Origin of the sequence: Camelimonas lactis (assembly GCF_004342915.1) — a bacterium.
In the GTDB taxonomy this organism is placed as follows: domain Bacteria; phylum Pseudomonadota; class Alphaproteobacteria; order Rhizobiales; family Beijerinckiaceae; genus Camelimonas; species Camelimonas lactis.
Map to the genome: position 1 here is coordinate 22,685 of NZ_SLWL01000015.1, position 21,182 is coordinate 43,866.

Sequence of the window (21,182 nt, forward strand, 5' to 3'; positions counted from 1 at the left end):
AGGCTGAGTGGGCTGTGGTCTGATACGGAGAGCGACGTGCAAAAAGCCGCCCCTGGCGATCTGTTCACCCGGGTCGCGCAGCCGCGTGTTTGCAGCATCGCGCCTGGCGCGCCATTTTTGACCACGCTGGCCGACAGCCTGCTGGACGGGACGCTGATCCCCGGCTTCAGGCCCCGCGCCGAACCGCTCGGCCTCGCCACCGCGACCATCTTCCTGCCAACCCGCCGCGCCGCCCGCGCCCTGCAGGACATTCTGCTGCGCCGCTCCGGCCTTGGCGCGCTGCTGCTGCCGCGCATCACCCCGCTGGGCGACGTGGACGACGACTTCGATCTCGCCAGCGAGCCCGACGATGCCGATCGCCCCGGCGTGGAAAATGCGACCGGCTTCGCAACAGCGGTTTCAGACGGGGCGCTGGCCCCGCCGATCCCGGCCATCGAGCGCCGGCTGATTCTCACCCGCCTGGTGCTCGGCTGGGCCCGGCAGGTGGACCGCGCCCTGCTGCGTCTCCCGGAAAACGAACCGCTGCTGGCGCCCGCCTCGCCGGCTGACGCGCTGGCGCTGGCTGGTGATCTGGAAAAGCTGATGGACCAGCTGACCACCCAGGGGGTGGACTGGGACGCCCTCGCCGCCGTGGTCGCGGCCCGCCACAGCGCCTGGTTCGGCATCACCCTGGAGTTCCTGCGCATTGTGCGCGACGCCTGGCCGGCGATCCTGACCGAACGCGGCGCCAGCGATCCGACCCTGCGGCGCCACGCCATGCTGCTGGCGGAGGCCGACCGGCTGATCCGCCAGCCGCCTCAGGGGCCGATGATCGTCGCCGGCTCCACCGGTTCGGCCCCCGCCACCGCCCGCCTGATCGCCGCCATCAGCCGCCTGCCGCGCGGCGTCGCGGTGCTGCCGGGGCTTGATCTGGATCTCGATGACGCCAGCTTCGCCCTGGTCGCCGGCGATGGCCCGCCTGGCGGAAACAGCGACGGACGCGGCGATGAAACTGCCTTCAGCCATCCCCAGGCGATGATGGCGCGGCTGCTGAAGGTGATCGGCGTCAGCCGCCATGAGGTGACAAGCCTGGGCGCGCCGCCGCCAGGGGCCGTGGCGCGGCGGCGCCTGCTCAGCGAGGCGTTGCGGCCGGCCAGCACCACCGAACTGTGGGCGGAGCCGGGGCGCCGCCCGGATGCGGCGAGCGTCGCGGCGGCGCTCGACGGCGTGGCGCTGGTTGAAGCCGCCGACGAGCGCGAGGAGGCGCTGGCCGCCGCCATCGCCATTCGCGAGATGCTGGAGCAGCCTGAGGCGACGGTGGCGCTGGTAACCCCGGATCGCGACCTGGCCGAGCGCGTCTGCGCCGATCTGAAGCGCTGGGGCGTCGAGGCCGACGATTCCGCCGGCAGCCCGCTGGCGCGCACCGGCGCCGGACGCCTCGCCCGCCTCGCGGCGGAAGCCGCCGCCAGCAATTGCGCGCCGCGCCAGCTGGTCGCCCTGCTGGCCCATCCGCTCGTCACCCTTGGCTGGCCGCGCGCGGTGGCCCGCCGCGTCGCCGCTGCCCTGGAAATCGGCCTGCTGCGTGGTCCCGAACCGCCGGCCGGCCTCCACGGGCTGCGCGCCATCCTTGATGCGCGCCGCCAGGAAGCCGGCGGCCCGTTCGCCGCGCGCCCGCTGAAACGCCTGCGCGACGGGGACTGGGCCCGCATCGCCATGGCCATTGACCGGCTGGAGCACGCCCTGGCCCCGCTTCGGGAGGCGGCGGCCAGCGGCGACCTCGTCGCCATGCTGCGCGCCCACCGGGAAACATTGCTGCGTCTCGCGGCGCAGGGGGGCAATGGGCAGGAAACCGGCGCAGAGCCAACCGACGTGAAGCAAACCGACGCACGGGAACCTGACGCACGGGAACCCGAAGAGCAGCAAACCGGGGAGCCGCAAGCTGCCGCGGCCGCAATCCCGGCGGCCCTTCAGGAAAGCGCCGATGGCGCCGCGCTGCTGCAACTGTTCGATGACGTGGCGCTGGCGCAGGGTTGTGAACTGCCGGGACGGCTGGAGGACTACCCGGCGCTGTTCGCCGGCCTCGCCAATGGCCGCATGGTGCGTAGCGAGGGCGATGGCCGTGGTCGCGGCGCCCACCGCCGCGTACGCATCTTCGGCCTGCTGGAAGCCCGCCTGATCGAGTCCGACCGGGTGGTGCTGGGCGGCCTGGATGAAGCCGTGTGGCCGCCGGCGGCGCGCACCGACGCGTTTCTCAACCGGCCCATGGCGACGGCGCTGGGCATGCAGCCGCCGGAGCGGCGCATTGGCCAGACCGCTCACGATTTCGTTTCGGCCATGGGAACCCGCGACGTGGTCATCACCCGCGCCGCCAAGCGCGGCGGCGCCCCCACGGTGCCGTCGCGCTTTTTGCAGCGCATCAGGGCGTTGACCACCACCCCCGGCGCGCCAGCGGACAACAACGTCGGGGGCAGTAACGCCTGGATGCAGGCGGTGGCGCGCGGCCAGCGCTTTCTTGACCTGGTCGCCCGCCTTGAGGCGCCGCCGCGTGTCGCGCCGCTGCGCCGTCCGGCCCCGGTTCCGCCGGTGGAGCTGGTTCCCCGCTCGCTGTCGGTCACCGAGGTGGAAACCCTGGTGCGCGATCCTTACGCCATCTACGCCCGTCACGTGCTCGGCCTCGATCCGCTCGACGAACTGGCGACGCCGCCCGGCGCCTCCGATCGCGGTTCGATCATCCACGAGGCGGTCGGCAAATTCGCCGAGGCCTGGCCGACGCAGCTGCCGGCGGATCCCCTGGCCGAACTGATGGCCCTGGGCGAGGACGCGTTTCGCGATCTGGAAGCCTATCCTGACGTGCGGGCGCAATGGTGGCCGCGCTTCACCCGCATCGCCCAGGGCCATGTGCGCTGGGAGCGCCAGCGCCGTCCGGGGCTGGACCGCGTGCTGGCCGAGGTGAGCGGCCGGCTGGACATCCCGCTCGGCAACGGCGACAGCTTCACCCTGCGCGGCCGCGCCGACCGCATCGAGATCGGCCGCGACGGCGTCATGACCATCGTCGACTTCAAGACCGGACAGGCGCCCACCGCCAGGGAAGTGTTCGCCGGCTTCGCGCCGCAGCTCACCCTGGAGGCGCACATGCTACGCCAGGGGGCTTTCCCGGAAGCGCCCGCCGGAGCCTGGCCGGTCAATCTGACCTATGTGCAGATGAGCGGCGGCGAGCCGCCCGTGACGGAAAAGCCGGTGAAACCAGGCAAGGACGAAACCCGCAGCGTTGACGACATCATCCGCGCCCACGCGGAGGGTTTCGTGAAGCTTATCAGCCGCTACCGCGCCGGCGGCGCGGCCTGGCCGGCCCGGCCTTACGCCAAATACGCCAAGCGTTACAACGATTACGACCATTTGGCCCGCGTGCGCGAATGGGCCCGGGCCGGCGGAGAGGATGCGGAATGAGCGACCTCTCCCCCGCCGACGTCACCCCCGATCCGGTCAGCCGCGCCACGGAAGCCCAGCGTCTCGCCGCCGATCCGTTTATTTCCGCCTTCGTGTCGGCCAACGCCGGCTCCGGCAAGACCAAGGTGCTGGTCGACCGGGTGCTGCGGCTGCTGCTGGAAGGCGCCGCGCCCGGCCGCATTCTCTGCCTCACCTACACCAAGGCGGCGGCGGCCCACATGGCGGTGAAAGTGTTCGATCGCCTCGCCGGCTGGGTCGGGCTGGACGACGCCGCGCTGGCCGCTGAACTGACAGGGCTGGAAGGCCGCCGCCCGGCCCGGGCCCGGCTCGACGCCGCCCGCCGCCTGTTTGCCCGCGCCGTCGAAACCCCCGGCGGACTGAAGATCGAGACCATTCACGCCTTCTGCGAGCGGGTGCTGCATCTGGCCCCGTTCGAGGCCAATGTGCCAGCCCGGTTCGAGGTGCTGGACGAGGCGGCCAGCGAGGAAATCTTCACCCAGGCGCGCCGCGCCGTGCTCACCCTGGCGGCGCGCGGTGAAGACGCCGGGCTCGGCAATGCGCTGACCATCGTCAGCCTCGCCGCCGCTGGCGACGCCTTCGACGCCGCCCTGCGCGCCGCCATTCGCCAGGCCCGCCAGCTGCGTGAGGAGGCGATCAGCCACGCCGACGCCATGGCGGCGCTGGCGGCGACCCTGGGCCTGCGCCCGGGCGAAACCCTGGCCGCCGTCGAGCACGCCATGCTCCACGATGGTTACGCCCCCGACGAATGGCCTGATCTGGTCACGGCCCTGTCAGCTGGCTCGAAGAACGACCAGAAGCTGGCCGATACGCTGCGCGCCGCTTCGGCTTCCGGCGACGGGGCCGAGCGCCTCGGCCTCTATCTCGACGTATTCTTCAAGTCGGACGGCGAACCACGCGCCGACAAGGGTTTTCCGACCAAAAGCGTGGATCCCGCCGTCGCCGAAGCCCTGCGCGCCGAGCGCGACCGGCTGGCGGAGCTGGAGGACCGGCGCAGGGCCGCCCGGGTCCTGCAACGCACCGACGCCCTGCTGACCCTGGCCGAAGCCATCGCCGCGCGCGTCGAGGCCATCAAGCACGGGCGCGGCGCCCTCGATTTCGACGATCTGATTGGCAAGACCCGCTCGCTGCTGCTGCGCTCCGACGCGGCGAGCTGGATCCTGCACAAGCTCGACGCCGGCATTGACCACGTGCTGGTCGATGAGGCGCAGGACACCAACCCGGCGCAATGGGACATCCTGCGCGCCCTCACCGGCGAATTCAGCGCCGGCGAGGCCGTGGACGCGGCTGGCCGGCTGCGCCGCACCGTCTTTGCCGTCGGCGACCCCAAGCAGTCAATCTATGGCTTCCAGGGCGCCGAGCCCCGCGCCTTCGCCGAGAGCGAACGCCACTACCGCAAGGCGCTGGCCGATGTCGGCGCCCGCTTCGAGAGCGTGCCGCTCAACGTCTCGTTCCGCTCGGCGCCGGCCGTTCTCGCCGCCGTCGACCTGGTGTTCGGCGTGGCCGAGCACTTCGCCGGCCTCGCCTTTGACGAGGGCGACGGCGCCCGCCCCGGCACGGTGCATGAGACCAGCCGCATCGGCCAGCACGGCCGGGTGGAAATCTGGGAGCCCGTCGTCGCCGACGAGGACGCGGAGCCGGAGGCCTGGGACGCGCCGGTGGACGCGCCCGATCCCACCTCCCCCGTCGTCGCCCTCGCCGGCCGCATCGCCGCCGAGATCGCCAGGTTGACGCGCGAGGGCGACGAAACCGGCCGGCGCACGCCCCCCGGCGAGGCCCTGGTGCTGGTGCGCAAGCGCGGCGCCCTGTTCGACGCCATCATCAGCGCCCTCAAGGCGGCGGGCCTGAAGGTCGCCGGCGCCGACCGCCTGACCCTGGGCGACCACATCGCCGTGCTCGACCTGCTGGTGGCCGGGCGCGCCGCGCTGCTGCCCGAGGACGACCTGACCCTCGCCGCCTTCCTGAAAACCCCGCTCGCCGGCCTCGACGACGACGACCTGATGGCCATCGCCGCCCGGCGCGGCCCGCTTTCCCTGCACGCGGCTCTGGCTGAAAACGCCGGGAGCAATGACGCCGCCCGGCGTGGGCTGGAGCTGCTGCGCGCCCTGCGGACCCTGGCCGGCGAACGCGGCGCCTTCGGCTTTTACGCCACCCTGCTTGGCCCCATGGGCGGCCGCACGGCGCTGGTCGCCCGGCTGGGCGCCGAGGCCGGCGACGCCATCGATGAATTTCTGGCGCTGGCGCTGGGGCACGAGCGCCAGGCGACGCCCTCACTCGCCGGCTTCATCGCCCGCTTCGGCGACGCCGCCCACGACGTGAAGCGCGACATGGACGAATCGCGCGGCGAAATCCGCGTCATGACCGTGCACGGCGCCAAGGGGCTGGAGGCGGACGTGGTGGTGCTGGCCGACGCCTGCCGCTTCAACGCGCGCGCGCCCGCCGTATTGCCGCTGGAGGTGCGCATCAACGGCCGCTTCACGCCGCTGCCGGTGTGGCTGCCAGCCGCCGCCGCCCGCCCCGCCGCCCTGCGCGAAGCCGCCGGAGCGGAAGCCGCGCGCGAGCGCGAGGAGCACAACCGCCTGCTATATGTGGCGCTGACCCGGGCGAGGCGACGGCTGATCGTCGCCCCCTATTTCGCCCGCAACCAGAAGAACCTGCCGCCGGAAAGCTGGTATGGCATGGTCGATGCGGCGTTCGCCACGGCCGACATGGTGCAGAACATCGCCGATCCGGCCAGCGGCGCCGTCACCCGCGTGCTGGCCAGCGGCCGCGCCGTGGTCACGCCCCGGGAAGCGCCGGCGGCGCGCCAGCTCGCGCCAGCGCCGGACTGGCTGTTCACCCCCGCCGCCCGCGAGGAAGCGCCGCCTGCGCCCATCAGTCCCTCGCGCGCGGCGCCCCTGCAACCGGCTGGCGCCGCCCCGCGCCAGACCAGCGAAACCGTCGCGGCGCGGGAGGCGGCGCGCTTTGCCGGCGCGCTGCTGCACACGCTGCTGGAACACCTGCCCGCCGCCCCGGCCGCCGACCGGGCCGCCCTCGCCCGGCGCTATGTTGCGCGCCGCACGGCCACCCTCACCCCGGGCGATCCGGCGTTTCTGCAGCCGGAGCGCCAGGCATGGATCGTCGACAGCGCCCTCGGCCTCGTCGCCGCGCCGCAGCTGGCGCCATTGTTCGGCGCCCACGCCATCGCCGAGGCGCCCATCGCCGGCAACGTCAACCTGCCCGGCCGCGGCCCCACGCCAGTCTCCGGCCAGATCGACCGGCTGGCGGTGACCGCCGACACCGTGTGGCTGGCTGATTTCAAACTGGCCGGCCTTGCCAGCGACGCGCCGCCGCCCCAGGCCTATGTGACGCAGCTGGCGCTTTACGCCGCCCTGCTGCGCCAGGCCTGGCCCGATCGCGCCGTGCGGCCCCTGCTGGTCTATGCGGACGGCCCGCGCATTCTGGAGCTGGAGGAGGCCGCCTGCCGCGCGGCGCTCGCCCGTCTCTGAAGCTTCTGGCGGCTGGCGGCGCGCCGCATGACGTGCGGACATGTCGGATTTGCGCGGCCGCTGACCTTGACCCTCTCCCGGGGGCTACCTAGCTTCCAGCAGACAGACAGCACGAGTCGCGAGCCCGCTCGCGGAAAGGCATGACATGGCGACCGCAAAAGTCACTGACGCGACCTTCGAGGCCGACGTTCTCAAGTCCAGCGTTCCGGTTGTCGTCGATTTCTGGGCGGAATGGTGCGGCCCCTGCCGCATGATCGGTCCGGCGCTCGAGGAAATCTCCGGCGAGCTCGGCGACAAGGTCCGCATCGTCAAGCTGAATATCGACGAGAACCCAGCCGTCGCCGCCCAGCTCGGCATCCGCTCGATCCCGACGCTGATGGTGTTCAAGGACGGCAAGCTGGCGTCGCAAAAGGTCGGCGCCGCGCCCAAGGGCGACCTGTCGCGCTGGATCCAGACCTCGGTCGCCTGATCCCCGCCTCACGGCCAGATGGCGAAGCTGACTTCGGCTTCGCCGGCGGGAGCAACAGTTGCATCCCTCACCCATGCCCGCGCCTGTCGCGGGCATTCGTGTCTGGCGGCCGCCGCTGCCATGGCGGCGGCGTTTTCGCGCACGCCGGACCAGACCGGCCGTAACGACAGTGACTATTTCCGGGGAACGATCGCAACGGGCGCGGTCTTCGGCCGGAACGGCGGACAGGCCCCAATGGGTAGGCCCATGGCCGGCAGCCGGCTTTGACTGTCCCCGCCGGCACGGCGGGCTCCGCCTCAGACCGGCGGCGTGCCGTTGGCCGCCAGCACCTCGCCGGCCAGATACAGCGACCCGGCGATCAGGATGCGCGGCGGACGAGCCCAGACGCGGCGGCTGGTGGCGATCAGCGCAGTTTCGACGCTGGTCGCCGTTTCAGCCCGCATGCCCGCCGCCAGCGCGATCTGCGCCACTTCGGCGGCGGGACGCGCCGCCATCTGGCCGGGGATCGGCACGGCGATGACATCATGGGCCAGCCCGGCGAAGGGCGCCAGGAAACCCTCGCTGTCCTTGGCGCCGAGCATGCCGACGATCATCACCAGCGGCGCCGGGCTGCGTTCCTCCAGATCGGCCAGAGCAGCGGCGATGGCGCGGCCGCCTTCGGGATTGTGGCCGCCGTCGAGCCAGATTTCAGCCCCAGCCGGGGCCAGCGACAACAGCCGCCCCTCCCGCAGCCGCTGCATGCGCGCCGGCCATTCGGCCCCGAGCAAACCGCGCTCAATGGCGGTGTCCGACAGATTGCTCATGCCGGCGGCGCGGAGCGCGGCGATGGCCGCGCCAGCGTTAACGTGCTGGTGGCGACCGCCGAGGCGCGGCAACGGCAGATCGAGCAGACCGTTGATGTCCTCGTAGATCAGCCGGCCGTTTTCCTCGCGCGCCTGAAAATCCTGGCCGCCAACGAACGGGATCGCGCCAACGCGCAGCGCCGCCTCCTCCAGTTCACGGCTGACGTCGCGCGGCTGGGCGGCGATGACCGCCGGGCAATCAGCCTTGAACACGCCGGCCTTCTCACGGGCGATGGCCAGCACATCCGTGCCCAGGAACTCCGCGTGATCCTGCGACACCGGCGTGACGATCGCCGCCACCGGCGCGTCAATGACATTGGTGGCGTCGTAGCGACCGCCGAGCCCGACCTCGAGCAGCAGCACGTCAGCCGGATGCTCGCTGAACAGCTTCAGCGCCGCGGCGGTGGTGATCTCGAATACAGTGATCGGCTGGCCGGCGTTGACCTGTTCGCAGGTCCGCAGCGCCTCCACCAGCACGTCCTCGTCGACGAAGACGCCGGGGCCGCCGCGCCGGCCGAGGCGGATGCGCTCGTGAAAACGCACCAGATGCGGCGAGGTGTAGACGTGAACAGCGAGGCCCGCCGCTTCGAGGATCGCCCGCATGAAGGCGATGGTCGAGCCCTTGCCGTTGGTGCCGGCCACATGAATCACCGGCGGCAGACGCTTTTCCGGCGAACCGAGCGCGGTCAGCAGATGGCGGATCCGGTCCAGCGACAGGTCGATGGCCTTCGGGTGCAGGCCAAGAAATCGCGCGATCAGGACGTCGGAAGTGTCGCCGCCCATCTGACCCTGGCTCATGTGCGACGTCCACCCAAAGCAGTTCCGGCAAAGGCGACGCCGCTTTACCGGGGAGTTGCATCGAGGGCGTATCCGGCAGGCGGTCGCCCCGTTACGTCAGGAAAGACATGGCGCGGGCGGAGCGCCGCCCCTCCCGGGCCAACCTCAACCGGTGGTCACCGGGCAAAGGCCCGGCCGCCCTGCGCGGATCAGCCGGCGACGGCCTCGGCCGGCGCGTCGGCGCGGGCGATGGCGTCGCCGTCGTCACGCGCCGGCTGCTTCATCAGCAGGCGGCACAGGCGAGCGATGGTGGCCTTCAGCTCGTGACGGTGCACGACCATGTCCACCATGCCGTGGTCCTTGAGATATTCGGCGCGCTGGAACCCCGGCGGCAGCTTCTCGCGGATGGTCTGCTCGATGACGCGCGGCCCGGCGAAGCCAATGAGCGCCCCCGGCTCGGCGATGTGGACGTCGCCCAGCATGGCGTAGGAGGCGGTGACGCCGCCGGTGGTCGGGTTGGTCAGGACAACGATATAGGGCAGGCCCGCCTCGCGCATGTGGCGCACCGCCACGGTGGTGCGCGGCATCTGCATCAGCGAGAACATGCCCTCCTGCATGCGGGCCCCGCCCGAGGCGGCGAACAGCACGCAGGGCGTGTGGCGGGCGACGGCGGTTTCAAGCGCCGCGATCACCGCTTCGCCGGCGGCCATGCCGAGCGAGCCGCCCATGAAGTCGAAGTCCTGCACCGCGACGACCATCTGGGCGCCTTCCACCGCGCCGGCGCCAACCCGCACCGCGTCCACGGCGCCGGTCTTGGCCTTGGCGTCGCGCAGGCGATCGACGTACTTCTTCTCGTCGCGGAATTTCAGCGGATCAAGCGGGACCTCGGGGAAGGTGATTTCCTCCCAGGTCTCCTGGTCGAACATCGCCTTCAGCCGCGCCGTCGCCGACATGCGCAGATGGAAGTCCGAGCCAGGAATGACGAACTGGTTGGCTTCCACTTCCTTGTGGAACACCATCTGCCCGGTATCGGGGCACTTGATCCAGAGGTTCTCGGGCACTTCCCGCTTGAACAGCGTCTTGATCTTCGGCCGGACGACGTCGGAAATCCAGTTCATGAACCCTTGACCTTCTGCGTCGCGCCCGCCGGCTGGAGCATTCCCGGGAAAATGGAAGCCACTTTCCGGGGAGAAAATGCGTCAAATCGAAGAGACAGGGCCGTTTCCGTGAGCCGTGCATCACCGGAAAAACCCTGGCCGGAGGCGCCGGATGCCAGAGCCGCCGTGGGCGGCGGACCTGGACCATGCTCCCGGGCGGTTTCCCCCGAAGCGAAGACCGCTTCGCATCAGGAACACCCGTCATATCAACAAGCCAGAGCCATCCCCGGTTCAATCCGGCTTCTGCTCTGGATGAGCGCCCTCAATAAAGGGTGCAATCGCGCAATTTCAAGGCGGCCGCCCGGTAGCGACCGCCATTCATCCGCCGTGGCGCGCCCTTATGCACGCCCGGCGCGCACGCCCCGGGCCAGTTCGCCCGCCAGCGAAACCACCGCGTCGTGGGTTGCCGCGGTTGCCTTGCCCGCGCCATCCAGCGTGTCGCGGATGCGGTCGACCAGCGCCGAGCCCACCACCACGCCGTCAGCGCCCGTGGCCGCCACCGCCGCCGCGTGCCCGGCGTTCTTGACGCCGAAGCCCACCACCACGGGCAGGCTGGTGTGCCGCTTGATGCGGGCGATGGCCGCGCCAACCTGGCCGAAATCCGGCGTCGCGGAGCCGGTGATGCCGGTGATCGACACGTAGTACACAAAGCCCGCCGTATTGGCGAGAACCACGGGCAGGCGCGCGTCGTCCGTCGTTGGCGTCGCCAGGCGAATGAAGGCGAGCCCGGCCTGCAGCGCCGGCAGGCACAACTCGTCGTCCTCCTCCGGCGGCAGATCGACCACGATCAGCCCATCCACCCCCGCCGCTTTGGCGTCAGCGAGAAAACGCTCCACCCCATAGACGTAGATGGGATTGTAGTAGCCCATCAGGATGATCGGGGTGGCCTGGTCGCGCTCGCGAAAACGGCGCACCAGCTCCAGGGTGCGGACCTGCGTCTGCCCCGCGTGGAGGGCGCGCAGGCCGGCGGCCTGGATCGACGGGCCGTCCGCCATGGGATCGGTGAACGGCATGCCGATCTCGATCACGTCGGCGCCCGCCGCCGGCAGGGCCGCAATGATCCCCAGCGAGGTTTCGAAATCCGGATCGCCCGCCGTCAGGAAGGTCACCAGGGCCGCGCGGCCTTCCGCCTTGCAGGCGGCGAACCGCGCGTCGATGCGCGTCACGCCCGTCGCGACGCCAGAGGCCGGTTGCGCCGCGGCCGCCGTTTTTGCTTCCACCGCGCTCATGCCTGTGCTCCGCCCCTGTTACCGTCCAGATTTGGACCAAGTATGTCGGCCACCTGGGGCACGTCCTTGTCGCCGCGCCCGGAAAGGCTGACGACCATGAGGTGATCCTGTGGCTTCTGCGGCGCCAGCTCGATGACGCGGGCAAGGGCGTGCGCCGGCTCCAGCGCCGGAATGATGCCTTCCAGCCGGGTCAGCAACTGGAACGCCGCCAGCGCCTCATCGTCGGTGGCGCTGAGGTAGTTCACCCGGCCCATGTCATGCAGCCAGGCGTGTTCCGGGCCGATGCCTGGATAGTCAAGCCCGGCCGAGATGGAGTGGGCCTCGGTGATCTGGCCGTCGGCGTCCATCAGCAGATAGGTGCGGTTGCCGTGCAGCACGCCCGGGCGGCCGCCGGCGATCGACGCCGCATGCTGGCCGGACGAAATGCCGTGGCCCGCCGCCTCGACGCCATAGATGGTGACCTCGGGGTCATCGAGGAACGGATGGAACAGGCCCATGGCGTTGGAGCCGCCGCCGATGCAGGCGATCAGGCTGTCGGGCAGCCGCCCTTCCGCCGCCAGCATCTGCTCGCGGGTTTCACTGCCGATGATCGACTGGAAATCACGCACCATGGCCGGATAGGGGTGCATGCCCGCCACCGTGCCAATGCAGTAGAAGGTGCTGTCGACATTGGTGACCCAGTCGCGCATCGCCTCATTCATGGCGTCCTTGAGCGTGCGCGAGCCGGATTCCACCGGAACCACCGTGGCGCCCAGCATGCGCATGCGGAAGACGTTCGGCATCTGCCGCTCCACGTCAACCGCGCCCATGTACACGATGCATTCGAGGCCGAAACGGGCGCACAGGGTGGCGGTGGCCACGCCATGCTGGCCGGCGCCGGTTTCGGCGATGATGCGCTGCTTGCCCATGCGGCGGGCCAGCAGGATCTGGCCCAGCACGTTGTTCACCTTGTGCGAACCGGTGTGGTTCAGCTCTTCGCGCTTCAGGTAGATTTTGGCGCCGCCGTCGCCGCCGGCCTTCCGGGCTTCCCCGCGCAGGTGCTCCGTCAGGCGTTCGGCGTAATAGAGCGGGCTCGGGCGGCCGACATAGGTCGCCAGGTGTCGCTGCAACTCCGCGTGAAATTCCGGATCAGCCTTGGCCTCAGCCCACGCCGTTTCCAGTTCGTGCACCAGCGGCATCAGCGTCTCGGCGACGAACTGGCCGCCATAAAGGCCGAAACGGCCGCGCGCGTCAGGGCCGCTACGATAGGAATTGGGCCGTTGCCCCGCCTGCGGCGAAGCGGAGTGGGAAGAAGCGCTCACGCAACCGGTTCCTTCATGCTCGGGCGCTGGCAAGCCGCGCCGACTGCCGCGCGAATGAACGCGCCGACCAGCGCCGTGTCCTTGACGCCTGGGGCATTCTCTACTCCCGACGAGACGTCAACGCCAGCCAGCGAGGCCTGCCCGGCAAGGCCGGCGATGGCGTCGGCCACATTATCTGGATGCAGACCGCCCGACAGCAGGAACGGCGGCAGCCGCCCATCGCCCGCCAGCGCCCAGTCGAAAGCAACGCCATTGCCGCCAGGGCGGGTGGCGTCGCGTGGCGGCCGGGCGTCGAGCAGCAGCAGATCGGCGGCGTCGTAGGTCAGGGCCCGCGTCACGTCCTCCGGCCCGGCAACGCCAATCGCCTTGATGAGGCCGACGTCGTGGGCAGCCTGGATCGCCGCCACCCGCTCCGGCGTCTCGGCGCCGTGCAGTTGCAGCCAGTCCGGCTTCACCTCTTCCACGATGCGCGCCACCGTGGCGTCATCCGGATCGACAGCCAGCACCACGCTCTGCGCCTGACCCCGGGCCCGCGCCCTGGCGACCAGCCGGGCCGCGTCCGCCAGCTCCAGATGTCGTGGACTGCGGGCGAAGTGCACGAAACCCACCATGCCCGCCCCAGCCGCCAGGGCGGCGTCCAGCGTCGCCACGTCGCGCAGGCCGCAGATTTTCACCAGAAACGTCATGGGAGCTCCCTGAGGCGGATGGACAGCCAGGCCTGAAGAACAATTCCCGCCGCGCCAGACGTGAAGTCCCGACAATGGCTCAGGTGCAATGGGGGGCGGGAAAGCCGCGCGCAACCTTCGCGCCTGGCGCAAAATGTCGCATGTCGCGCCAGGGCTGCCTGAAACGATCATGACAGCATCATGACAGGTGACGCCCGGAACAAATGTGATAACAGATACTTGACGAGATATACGGCCGGCGCCCCGGGAGCGCGTCGCCTTCCCGGTCTCCGGCAGCAACGGTTTCCGGCCCCCTGAGGCTCACGAAAATCTCACTATCCGGCATTTTTTGTAAAAAATTTCGTTGCAAATGATACCAGCCTGGATAGTCTCACCCCCGAAAAGAAAAAAGGGCCGCGCATGAAGCGCTGCCCTTGAAGTCTAGGGAGGAAACGCCCACGGAGGGCATGCAGCAGATGCTGCGGGTCTACTGATAGGGCGCGTCGCAAAGTGACGCAACAAAATTCATGGCAGCAACGCTGCCATTTTTTGTGCTGTGTGCGCAAGGACACACCTGACGCCTCCCGCCCGGCCAGACTTCGCGACCGGAAAAACCAGAAACGGCAACAAAAAAGCGGCCCCAAAGGGCCGCGTTTCCGTCATCCGCCCCCGCTTGTGGGCGCCTAAATCTGCCTCACGCCCGATCATTTGCGGGGCGCGCGGCCGCCGCCGCCAGAGGCGTCGTATGCCTTCCGGTTTCCCGGCCTTCAGGCCTCCTCCGCCTTCGCCTGCGCGTCTTCCTGCGCCTTCAGCTCGGAGGTGCGCGGCATGGCGATGATATTGTAGCCGCTGTCCACATAATGGATCTCGCCGGTCACGCCCGACGACCAGTCCGACAGCAGGTACAGCGCCGACTTGCCGATCTCCTCGATCGACACCGAGCGCCGCAGCGGCGCATGCGCCTTCTGATAGTTGAACATCAGCCGGGCGTCATTGACGCCAGCGCCAGCCAGGGTGCGCACCGGCCCGGCGGAAATGGCGTTGACGCGCACCGCGTCCGGCCCGAAGTCGGCGGCGAGGTAACGCACGCTCTGCTCAAGCGCCGCCTTGGCCACGCCCATGACGTTATAGTTTGGCATCACCCGGTCGGCCATGAAGCTCAGGGTCAGCATGGCGCCGCCGTCCGGCATCATCGCCGCCGCCCGTTTGGCGATCTCGGTGAACGAGAAGCAGGAGATCACCATGGTGCGCGAGAAATTGGCGCGGGTGGTGTCGGCGTAGCGACCCTTCAGCTCGTTCTTGTCGGAGAAGGCGATGGCGTGGACGAGAAAATCGATCTTGCCCCACTTTTCCCGCAGGGCGGCGAACACGGCGTCAACGCTGTCGATGTCCTCGACGTCGCAGGGCAGCAGCACGTCCGCGCCGAGGGACGCCACCAGCGGGGCGACCCGTTTGCGCAGGGAATCGCCCTGATAGGTGAAGGCCAGTTCGGCCCCTTCGGCGGCCAGGGCCTGGGCGATGCCCCAGGCGATCGAATGGTTGTTGGCAACGCCCATGATGAGGCCGCGCTTGCCCGCCATCAACGCCATGTGTGGTCCTCTCCATGCGGCCGCCGCCGGCGACGCGCCAGTTTGCAACGGGTCCGGTCAGGAAGCTGCCTGAACTGCGGAGGCCGCGCCAGTTTCAAATCCATATGGCGCGCGCGCCGGGCATTTCCGGCGCGAAGGCGAGGGTCGCCGTTCAGGCCGGACATGCATCAAACCAGCCTGGACAAGCGATTCCGCCAGTTCGCGTGAACGGAACGCCCCGGCGCGGTTGCCCGCGCCGCCCCTGCGGATCAGGAATCGATGTGCTTCAGCACCAGCGTCGCGTTGGTGCCGCCGAAGCCGAACGAATTGGTCAAAACCGTTTCCAGCTGCGCGTTGTCGATGCGCTTGCGCACGATCGGCATGTCGGCGAACGCCGGGTCAAGCTCTTCGATGTGGGCGCTTTCGCAGATGAAATTGTTCTGCATCATCAACAGTGAATAGATCGTCTCCTGCACGCCGGTGGCGCCGAGGGAGTGGCCGGTCAGCGACTTGGTCGCCGAGATCGGCGGGCATTTGTCGCCGGAGCCGAAAACCTCGCGAAGCGCCTCGATTTCCTTGTCGTCGCCCACAGGCGTCGAAGTGGCGTGCGGATTGATGTAGGAGATCGGCTGCTTCACCGTCGCCAGCGCCTGGCGCATGCAGCGCACGGCGCCCTCGCCCGAGGGCGCGACCATGTCGTAACCATCCGACGTGGCGCCGTAGCCGATGACCTCGCCATAGATTTTGGCGCCCCGCGCCTTCGCGTGCTCGAGCTCTTCGAGCACCAGAACGCCAGCGCCGCCAGCGATGACGAAACCATCGCGGTTTTTGTCATAGGCGCGCGAGGCGGTGGAGGGACGGTCGTTGTACTTGCTCGACATGGCGCCCATGGCGTCGAACAGCACCGACAGGCTCCAGTCCAGCTCCTCGCAGCCGCCGGCGAAAACGACGTCCTGCTTGCCCCAGGCAATCTGCTCATAGGCGGCGCCGGCGCAGTGCACCGACGTGGCGCAGGCCGAGGAAATCGAATAGTTCACGCCGCGAATCTTGAACCATGTGGCCAGGGTGGCCGACGCGGTTGACGACATGGCCTTCGGCACGGCGAACGGACCGACGCGCTTGGGCCCCTTGCTGCGGGTGATGTCGGCTGATTCGACGATGGTGCGGGCGGATGGTCCGCCAGACCCCATGATGATGCCGGTGCGCTCGTTGGAGATGTCGCCCGGCTCCAGGCCCGCGTCGGCGATCGCCTGCTCCATGGCCACATGATTCCAGGCGGCGCCTTCGCCGAGGAAGCGCATGGCGCGGCGGTCGACCACCGTTTCGGGGGCAAGCGTCGGCTTGCCGTAAACCTGGCTGCGGAAACCGAGTTTGGCGTATTCTTCGGCGAACGAAATGCCGGAGCGGGCCTCCCGGAGCGACTCCGTCACCTCCGCGATATTGTTGCCAATGGATGAGACAATGCCCATCCCGGTAACGACGACGCGCCTCATCAGCCGCTGTTCCTTTCTCCGGACCGGCGCGGCGCCGTAGCCCTCAGGCCGCGGCTCCCCACAGATCTGCATCATTTTGCGAACGCGCGAACGCGCGCCTGATTTCATTCCGTCGCCGGCGCGAACCCACGCCAGGCGTTATCGGGAGCATATCGTGTTTTTCCGGGAAGGACGCAATGGCCCACGGCGCCCGATCCGCAAAAGGGACGCCGGACCATGCCCGGGCCATGCCGCCGCGCCCCGGTCCCTCGCGCCGCGACCTGCCGTCTGGTCAGGCGGTGGAGAGCCCGACGCGCAGGTCCTTCGCCTCGTAGATTTTCTCGCCATCCGCCTTCAGCCAGCCGTCCGCCGTGCCCAGCACCAGCCGGCCGCGCATGACGCGTTTGAAGTCGATGCCGTATTCGAGCAACTTCACGCCCGGCCGCACCATGCCCTTGAATTTCACCTCGCCCGTGGAGAGCGCCATGCCCCGGCCCGGTTCGCCGAGCCAGCCAAGGAAGAAACCGGTGATCTGCCACATGCCGTCGAGGCCGAGGCAGCCGGGCATGATCGGATTGCCCTGGAAGTGACAGGGGAAATACCAGTCGTCAGGGCTGACGTCGTATTCAGCCCGGACATAGCCCTTGTCGAAATCGCCCCCCGTTTCCGAGATGTCGGTGATGCGATGCACCATCAGCATGGGCGGCAGGGGCAACTGGGCGTTGCCCGGCCCGAACAGTTCGCCGCGCCCGCAGGCGAGGAGTTCTTCATAGGTAAAGCTGGATTGACGCGTGGCGCTGTGAGCAGTGTCGGTCATCGTCCTGACAAATCGCGGGTGGATCCTGGATCAGGATCACATCGTGGGTGCGCGGCGAATGCGCAAGAGAAGGACCGGAGCCGGACGCTGGGCCGTCGCCTGTCTTCACGGGCGCTTGTAACATGATTGCCACCCCGGCCGAAAGCCGGACATTGACAGCGCCGGCGCATTGTCGACGGACGCCGGCCAGGCGCCGCCAGCGCGATGCCCCGTGCAGCCGCCGGCGACTGGCGACGGGCGACGGGCGACGGGCGACGGGCGACGGGCGACGGCCGGGAGGTTGCCTTGTGGTCGCAGGCAAGCCATTGAAAGAGCGCACGGGTTGCAGCCATGGCGCGCGTTGCCTATGATAATAACGCAAATTACGGGATATGGCTTTGATGACTGACGGCGACGCCCTGCGCGGCGTGGATACTGTTGCTGGCGAGACGGACGGCCTGAAGGGCTGCCCGGTGCATGCCCTGCGCGCGGAATTGCGCCGCGCCGGCCTGCGCCCCACCCGCCAGCGTGTTTCGCTGGGTTGGCTTCTGTTCGCCAGGGGCGACCGCCACGTGACGGCTGAAATGCTGTATGAGGAAGCCAGCAAGGCCCGTGTTCCGGTTTCCCTGGCCACAGTCTACAACACGCTGCACCAGTTCACCGAGGTCGGCCTGTTGCGCGAAGTGGCCGTTGATGGCTCGCGCACCTATTTCGACACCAATGTCGGCGACCACCACCATTTCTTCGTCGAGGGCGAGGAGCGGCTGCTGGACATCCCCGGCTCGTCAATCAACATTTCCAATTTGCCGGAAGCGCCGGAAGGCATGGAAATCGCCCGCGTTGACGTGGTGGTGCGCCTGCGGCCCAAGCGGGCTTCCTGAGCGCCCTTTCCGTCGTGGCCTGACCGTCAGGCCCCCCGGCGCCTCTCCATATCCCGGATATAAAAAGACCGCCTTTTCCGGCGGTCTTTTTTTGACTGCGCGCGACCTGCGACCCGTTGCGGCCGCGCCGCGCAACGCGGCTGCATGGACAGGCGCGGCGCAAACCTGCACGAGCCGGCGCTTTCGCGGCCAGCCCTGAAACCGGCGAATGTCAGTCGACGACCTCGCCCGGATAGACGCCCCACAGCTTGTCCTGCCGCACGAACCCCTCGCGCCGCGCCACCTCCACGCGGCACCACGTTTTGTCGCACTTCCTGACCTGGACGATGACGTTCGGCTCCAGCTTCGCCGCCAGGGGCGCTGTTTCCGACGCCTCGCGATACATCGGCACGAACGCCTTTTCCCACGGGGCCGCCAGCGCCGTGCGCTTGCCCGACAACAGCGAATGCAGCACCCAGCCTTCCACGCCCTCCGAATCGCGCACGCGCCGCCAGGTTTCGAACTCGGCGGTGATTTCCACTGGCAGTCCGACGCGGTGATACACCCAGGTGGTGGCGTGGTCCTTGTTGGGCCCCTGGCGCAGGTTGACGCGGTCGGACTTCAGGCTGACGTAACGCGGCAGCGGCAACCCGGTGACTGACCCCTTCGGCCCATCGGCGGCGCCCGCCGGAGCGAAGGACGCCGCGAGCAGCGCCAGAACGCCCGCGACCGGCCCCATCGCCGCCCGCCTCATCCTGACCCGGCCAACCCCAACCATACCCCATCTCCCATCCCGCGCGCCGGCGGCGACGCCGGCGCCAGCGCTCCCACCCTGGCCGGCGCATGGCCGTCCGACGATTGGATGCGTTGTGTTTCTGGTCTTGTCTGCTACAGAGTCCCGAGACGCAGATCTCTCCCTGTGTCGCCCGAGCCTGCTTAACGCTGCGTGAAAAGCACCTGCCTGGGACGCGTCATGACAAAAAAGAAGCCACTCGTCGTCGTCACCCGCCGTCTGCCCGACATGGTCGAAACCCGCATGGCGGAACTGTTCGACGTACGGCTGAACCATGACGACGCGCCCATGCGTCAGGCCGATCTGATCGAGGCGGTGAAGACGGCGGACGTGCTCGTCCCCACCATCACCGACATGATCGATTCCGCCGTGCTCGCCCAGGCCGGCCCGCAATTGCGGCTCATCGCCAACTTCGGCGCCGGCGTCGACCACATCGACGTGCAGCAGGCGCTGGCCCGCGGCGTCACCGTCACCAATACCCCTGGCGTCCTGACGGAAGACACCGCCGACATGACCATGGCGCTGATCCTCTCCGTGGCCCGCCGCATCGCCGAAGGCGCGCGGGTGGTGCCGGACGACGAATGGACCGGCTGGTCGCCCACCTGGATGCTGGGGCGGCGCATCACCGGCAAGCGCCTCGGCATCGTTGGCATGGGCCGCATCGGCCAGGCCCTGGCCCGCCGCGCCCGCGCCTTCGGCCTGTCGATCCATTATCACAACCGCCGCCGCGTCCCCGCCGCCACCGAGCAGGCGCTGGAGGCGACGTATTGGGAATCCCTCGACCAGATGCTGGCCCGCATGGACATCATCTCGGTCAACTGCCCGCACACGCCCGCCACCTATCACCTGCTGTCGGCCCGGCGCCTCAAGCTGCTCAAACCCTCGGCGATCATCGTCAACACGGCGCGCGGCGAGATCATCGACGAAACCGCCATGGCGCGGATGCTGGAGGCCAACGAGCTGTCCGGCGCCGGCCTTGATGTGTTCGAGCACGCCCCGGCGGTCAATCCGCGGTTGCTGAAGCTGGCGCGCGCCAACAAGGTGGTGCTGCTGCCGCATCTGGGCTCCGCCACCATCGAAAGCCGTCACGACATGGGCGAGAAGGTGATCCTGAACATCCAGACCTTCATGGACGGGCACCGGCCGCCGGATCGCATCCTGCCGAGCATGCTGTAACAGCCCCTGGCATAGGGGACAGGGCGATCCCGGGGGCTTTTGATGCTCCCGGCGTCGGCGCCCGCCGGCCCCGGCAGCGGGCTGGCGCGCAATCGCCGCTGGCAAACATGACCTCTGGCGCGGCCGGCGAAGCCTCTCGCCAGATCGCCATCCGCCGGCTTCCCGGACAGGCGCCGGGGATCGGCCACGGACGCCAGGGCTGACAGGGGCGGCGGCTGACAGGACCGGCTTCGGCAAAACGACATGGACAGCGCGCTCACCTGGCTCGGGCGGAAGATCGCCGCCTTTCTCATGCAGGAGCTTCCCGGCTACCGGCCTTCGGCCCCGCCGGACCCGGAAGCCCTTGCCCGCGCCCTGCAGCCAGGCGACGTGTTGCTGGTCGAGGGGGCGACGCGCATCGCCTCGATCATCAAATATCTCACCCAGTCGAGCTGGTCCCACGCCGCCCTGTATGTCGGGCCGGTTCCGCCGCTGCAGGCCGGCCATGGCGAGGGCCAGCCGCACGCGGATCACGATCCTCACGTGCTGGTGGAAGCGGACGTGCAGCACGGCGTCACCACCGCGCCCCTGTCGAAATACGCCGCCGCCAGCGTCCGCATCTGCCGCCCGGTGGCGCTGACGCCGGACGACCGCGACGCCGTGGTCGCCTACGCCAGATCGCGCATTGGCCAGGCCTATGACCTGCGCAATGTCATTGATCTCGGCCGCTATCTGTTGCCGCTGCCGGCGCCGTCGCGGTTCCGGCGGCGCATGATCGCCCTCGGCTCCGGCGAGCCAACCCGCGCCATTTGCTCCACGCTGATCGCCCAGGCGTTCGAGCTGGTGCGCTATCCCGTGCTGCCGCGCCTTGAGATCGCCGCGCGCCGGAACATGACGCGCTTCACCCGCGCGGAAATCCTGCACATCCGCCATCACAGCCTGTATGCGCCGCGGGATTTCGACATCTCGCCTTATTTCGCCATCGTCAAACCGACCATCGAAACCGGCTTTGACTACAAGCAGCTGGTCTGGAGCACCGACCTGCCGCTGGAGGCCGCGCCGGAAACCGCCGACGGCGCCAGCGCCGGCCTGCTGGCCTGAGAGCGCCCCCGGCTCGCGCAATCCGCGCCGGGTCTGGAACTGACGCCTTCGCGCCGCCATATCCA

The 21,182-nt window shown here is 69.2% G+C and carries 15 protein-coding genes; 6 read left to right on the forward strand and 9 right to left on the reverse strand.

Annotation, left to right across the window (positions count from 1 at the left end):
* Positions 1 to 36: 36 nt before the first annotated feature.
* From addB to trxA, 3 genes are all read left to right on the forward strand, one after another.
* The gene (gene addB, locus EV666_RS14820) at positions 37 to 3,426 is read left to right on the forward strand and encodes a double-strand break repair protein AddB (protein ID WP_245514454.1); all 3,390 of its coding nucleotides are present in this window, start codon (positions 37 to 39) and stop codon (positions 3,424 to 3,426) included.
* Positions 3,423 to 6,932 (forward strand): double-strand break repair helicase AddA, encoded by a 3,510-nt coding sequence (gene addA / locus EV666_RS14825; RefSeq protein ID WP_132009793.1) that lies wholly within the window; start codon positions 3,423 to 3,425, stop codon positions 6,930 to 6,932. Before addB ends, addA begins: the two co-directional genes overlap by 4 nt.
* 145 nt (positions 6,933 to 7,077) lie before the next feature.
* Entirely contained in the window at positions 7,078 to 7,401 is a 324-nt protein-coding gene (trxA, locus tag EV666_RS14830) for a thioredoxin (RefSeq protein WP_132009796.1), read from the forward strand.
* A 296-nt stretch (positions 7,402 to 7,697) separates the two neighbouring features.
* Here trxA and EV666_RS14835 read toward each other — a convergent pair whose 3' ends face one another.
* The 8 genes from EV666_RS14835 to fabA form a co-directional block, all read right to left on the reverse strand.
* Complete coding sequence (locus EV666_RS14835; RefSeq protein ID WP_245514455.1) at positions 7,698 to 9,041, reverse strand: bifunctional folylpolyglutamate synthase/dihydrofolate synthase; 1,344 nt, start codon at positions 9,039 to 9,041, stop codon at positions 7,698 to 7,700.
* 188 nt (positions 9,042 to 9,229) lie between these two features.
* Positions 9,230 to 10,138 (reverse strand): acetyl-CoA carboxylase, carboxyltransferase subunit beta, encoded by a 909-nt coding sequence (gene accD, locus EV666_RS14840; protein ID WP_132009800.1) that lies wholly within the window; start codon positions 10,136 to 10,138, stop codon positions 9,230 to 9,232.
* Between the two features lie 377 nt (positions 10,139 to 10,515).
* The gene (gene trpA / locus EV666_RS14845; protein WP_132009803.1) at positions 10,516 to 11,406 is read right to left on the reverse strand and encodes a tryptophan synthase subunit alpha; all 891 of its coding nucleotides are present in this window, start codon (positions 11,404 to 11,406) and stop codon (positions 10,516 to 10,518) included.
* Positions 11,403 to 12,707: a tryptophan synthase subunit beta gene (gene trpB / locus EV666_RS14850; protein WP_132009806.1), complete on the reverse strand. Its 1,305-nt coding sequence runs from the start codon at positions 12,705 to 12,707 to the stop codon at positions 11,403 to 11,405. The genes trpA and trpB overlap by 4 nt, the downstream gene beginning before the upstream one ends.
* Positions 12,704 to 13,393, reverse strand: coding sequence for a phosphoribosylanthranilate isomerase (locus EV666_RS14855; RefSeq protein ID WP_132009809.1), 690 nt, complete (start codon positions 13,391 to 13,393; stop codon positions 12,704 to 12,706). The genes trpB and EV666_RS14855 overlap by 4 nt, the downstream gene beginning before the upstream one ends.
* A gap of 746 nt (positions 13,394 to 14,139) precedes the next feature.
* On the reverse strand, positions 14,140 to 14,961 hold the full coding sequence (fabI, locus tag EV666_RS14860) for an enoyl-ACP reductase FabI (protein WP_132009812.1): 822 nt from the start codon (positions 14,959 to 14,961) through the stop codon (positions 14,140 to 14,142).
* A 248-nt stretch (positions 14,962 to 15,209) separates the two neighbouring features.
* Entirely contained in the window at positions 15,210 to 16,433 is a 1,224-nt protein-coding gene (fabB, locus tag EV666_RS14865) for a beta-ketoacyl-ACP synthase I (protein ID WP_132009815.1), read from the reverse strand.
* A 271-nt stretch (positions 16,434 to 16,704) separates the two neighbouring features.
* Positions 16,705 to 17,229 carry a 3-hydroxyacyl-[acyl-carrier-protein] dehydratase FabA gene (gene fabA, locus EV666_RS14870; RefSeq protein WP_132009818.1) on the reverse strand — a complete coding sequence of 175 codons (525 nt, stop codon included), beginning with the start codon at positions 17,227 to 17,229 and terminating at the stop codon, positions 16,705 to 16,707.
* Positions 17,230 to 17,609: 380 nt separating this feature from the next.
* Here fabA and irrA point away from each other — a divergent pair, with 380 nt between their 5' ends.
* Complete coding sequence (gene irrA, locus EV666_RS14875) at positions 17,610 to 18,089, forward strand: iron response transcriptional regulator IrrA (protein ID WP_207906425.1); 480 nt, start codon at positions 17,610 to 17,612, stop codon at positions 18,087 to 18,089.
* Between the two features lie 211 nt (positions 18,090 to 18,300).
* Here the strand turns inward: irrA and EV666_RS14880 are convergent, their stop codons facing one another.
* Positions 18,301 to 18,846, reverse strand: coding sequence for an SH3 domain-containing protein (locus EV666_RS14880; RefSeq protein WP_245514456.1), 546 nt, complete (start codon positions 18,844 to 18,846; stop codon positions 18,301 to 18,303).
* Positions 18,847 to 19,041: 195 nt separating this feature from the next.
* Between EV666_RS14880 and EV666_RS14885 the strand changes: the two genes are divergently transcribed.
* Both EV666_RS14885 and EV666_RS14890 read left to right on the forward strand, forming a co-directional pair.
* Entirely contained in the window at positions 19,042 to 20,037 is a 996-nt protein-coding gene (locus EV666_RS14885) for a 2-hydroxyacid dehydrogenase (protein WP_132009824.1), read from the forward strand.
* A gap of 243 nt (positions 20,038 to 20,280) precedes the next feature.
* Positions 20,281 to 21,117 carry a YiiX/YebB-like N1pC/P60 family cysteine hydrolase gene (locus EV666_RS14890; RefSeq protein ID WP_132009827.1) on the forward strand — a complete coding sequence of 279 codons (837 nt, stop codon included), beginning with the start codon at positions 20,281 to 20,283 and terminating at the stop codon, positions 21,115 to 21,117.
* The last annotated feature ends 65 nt before the right edge of the window (positions 21,118 to 21,182 follow it).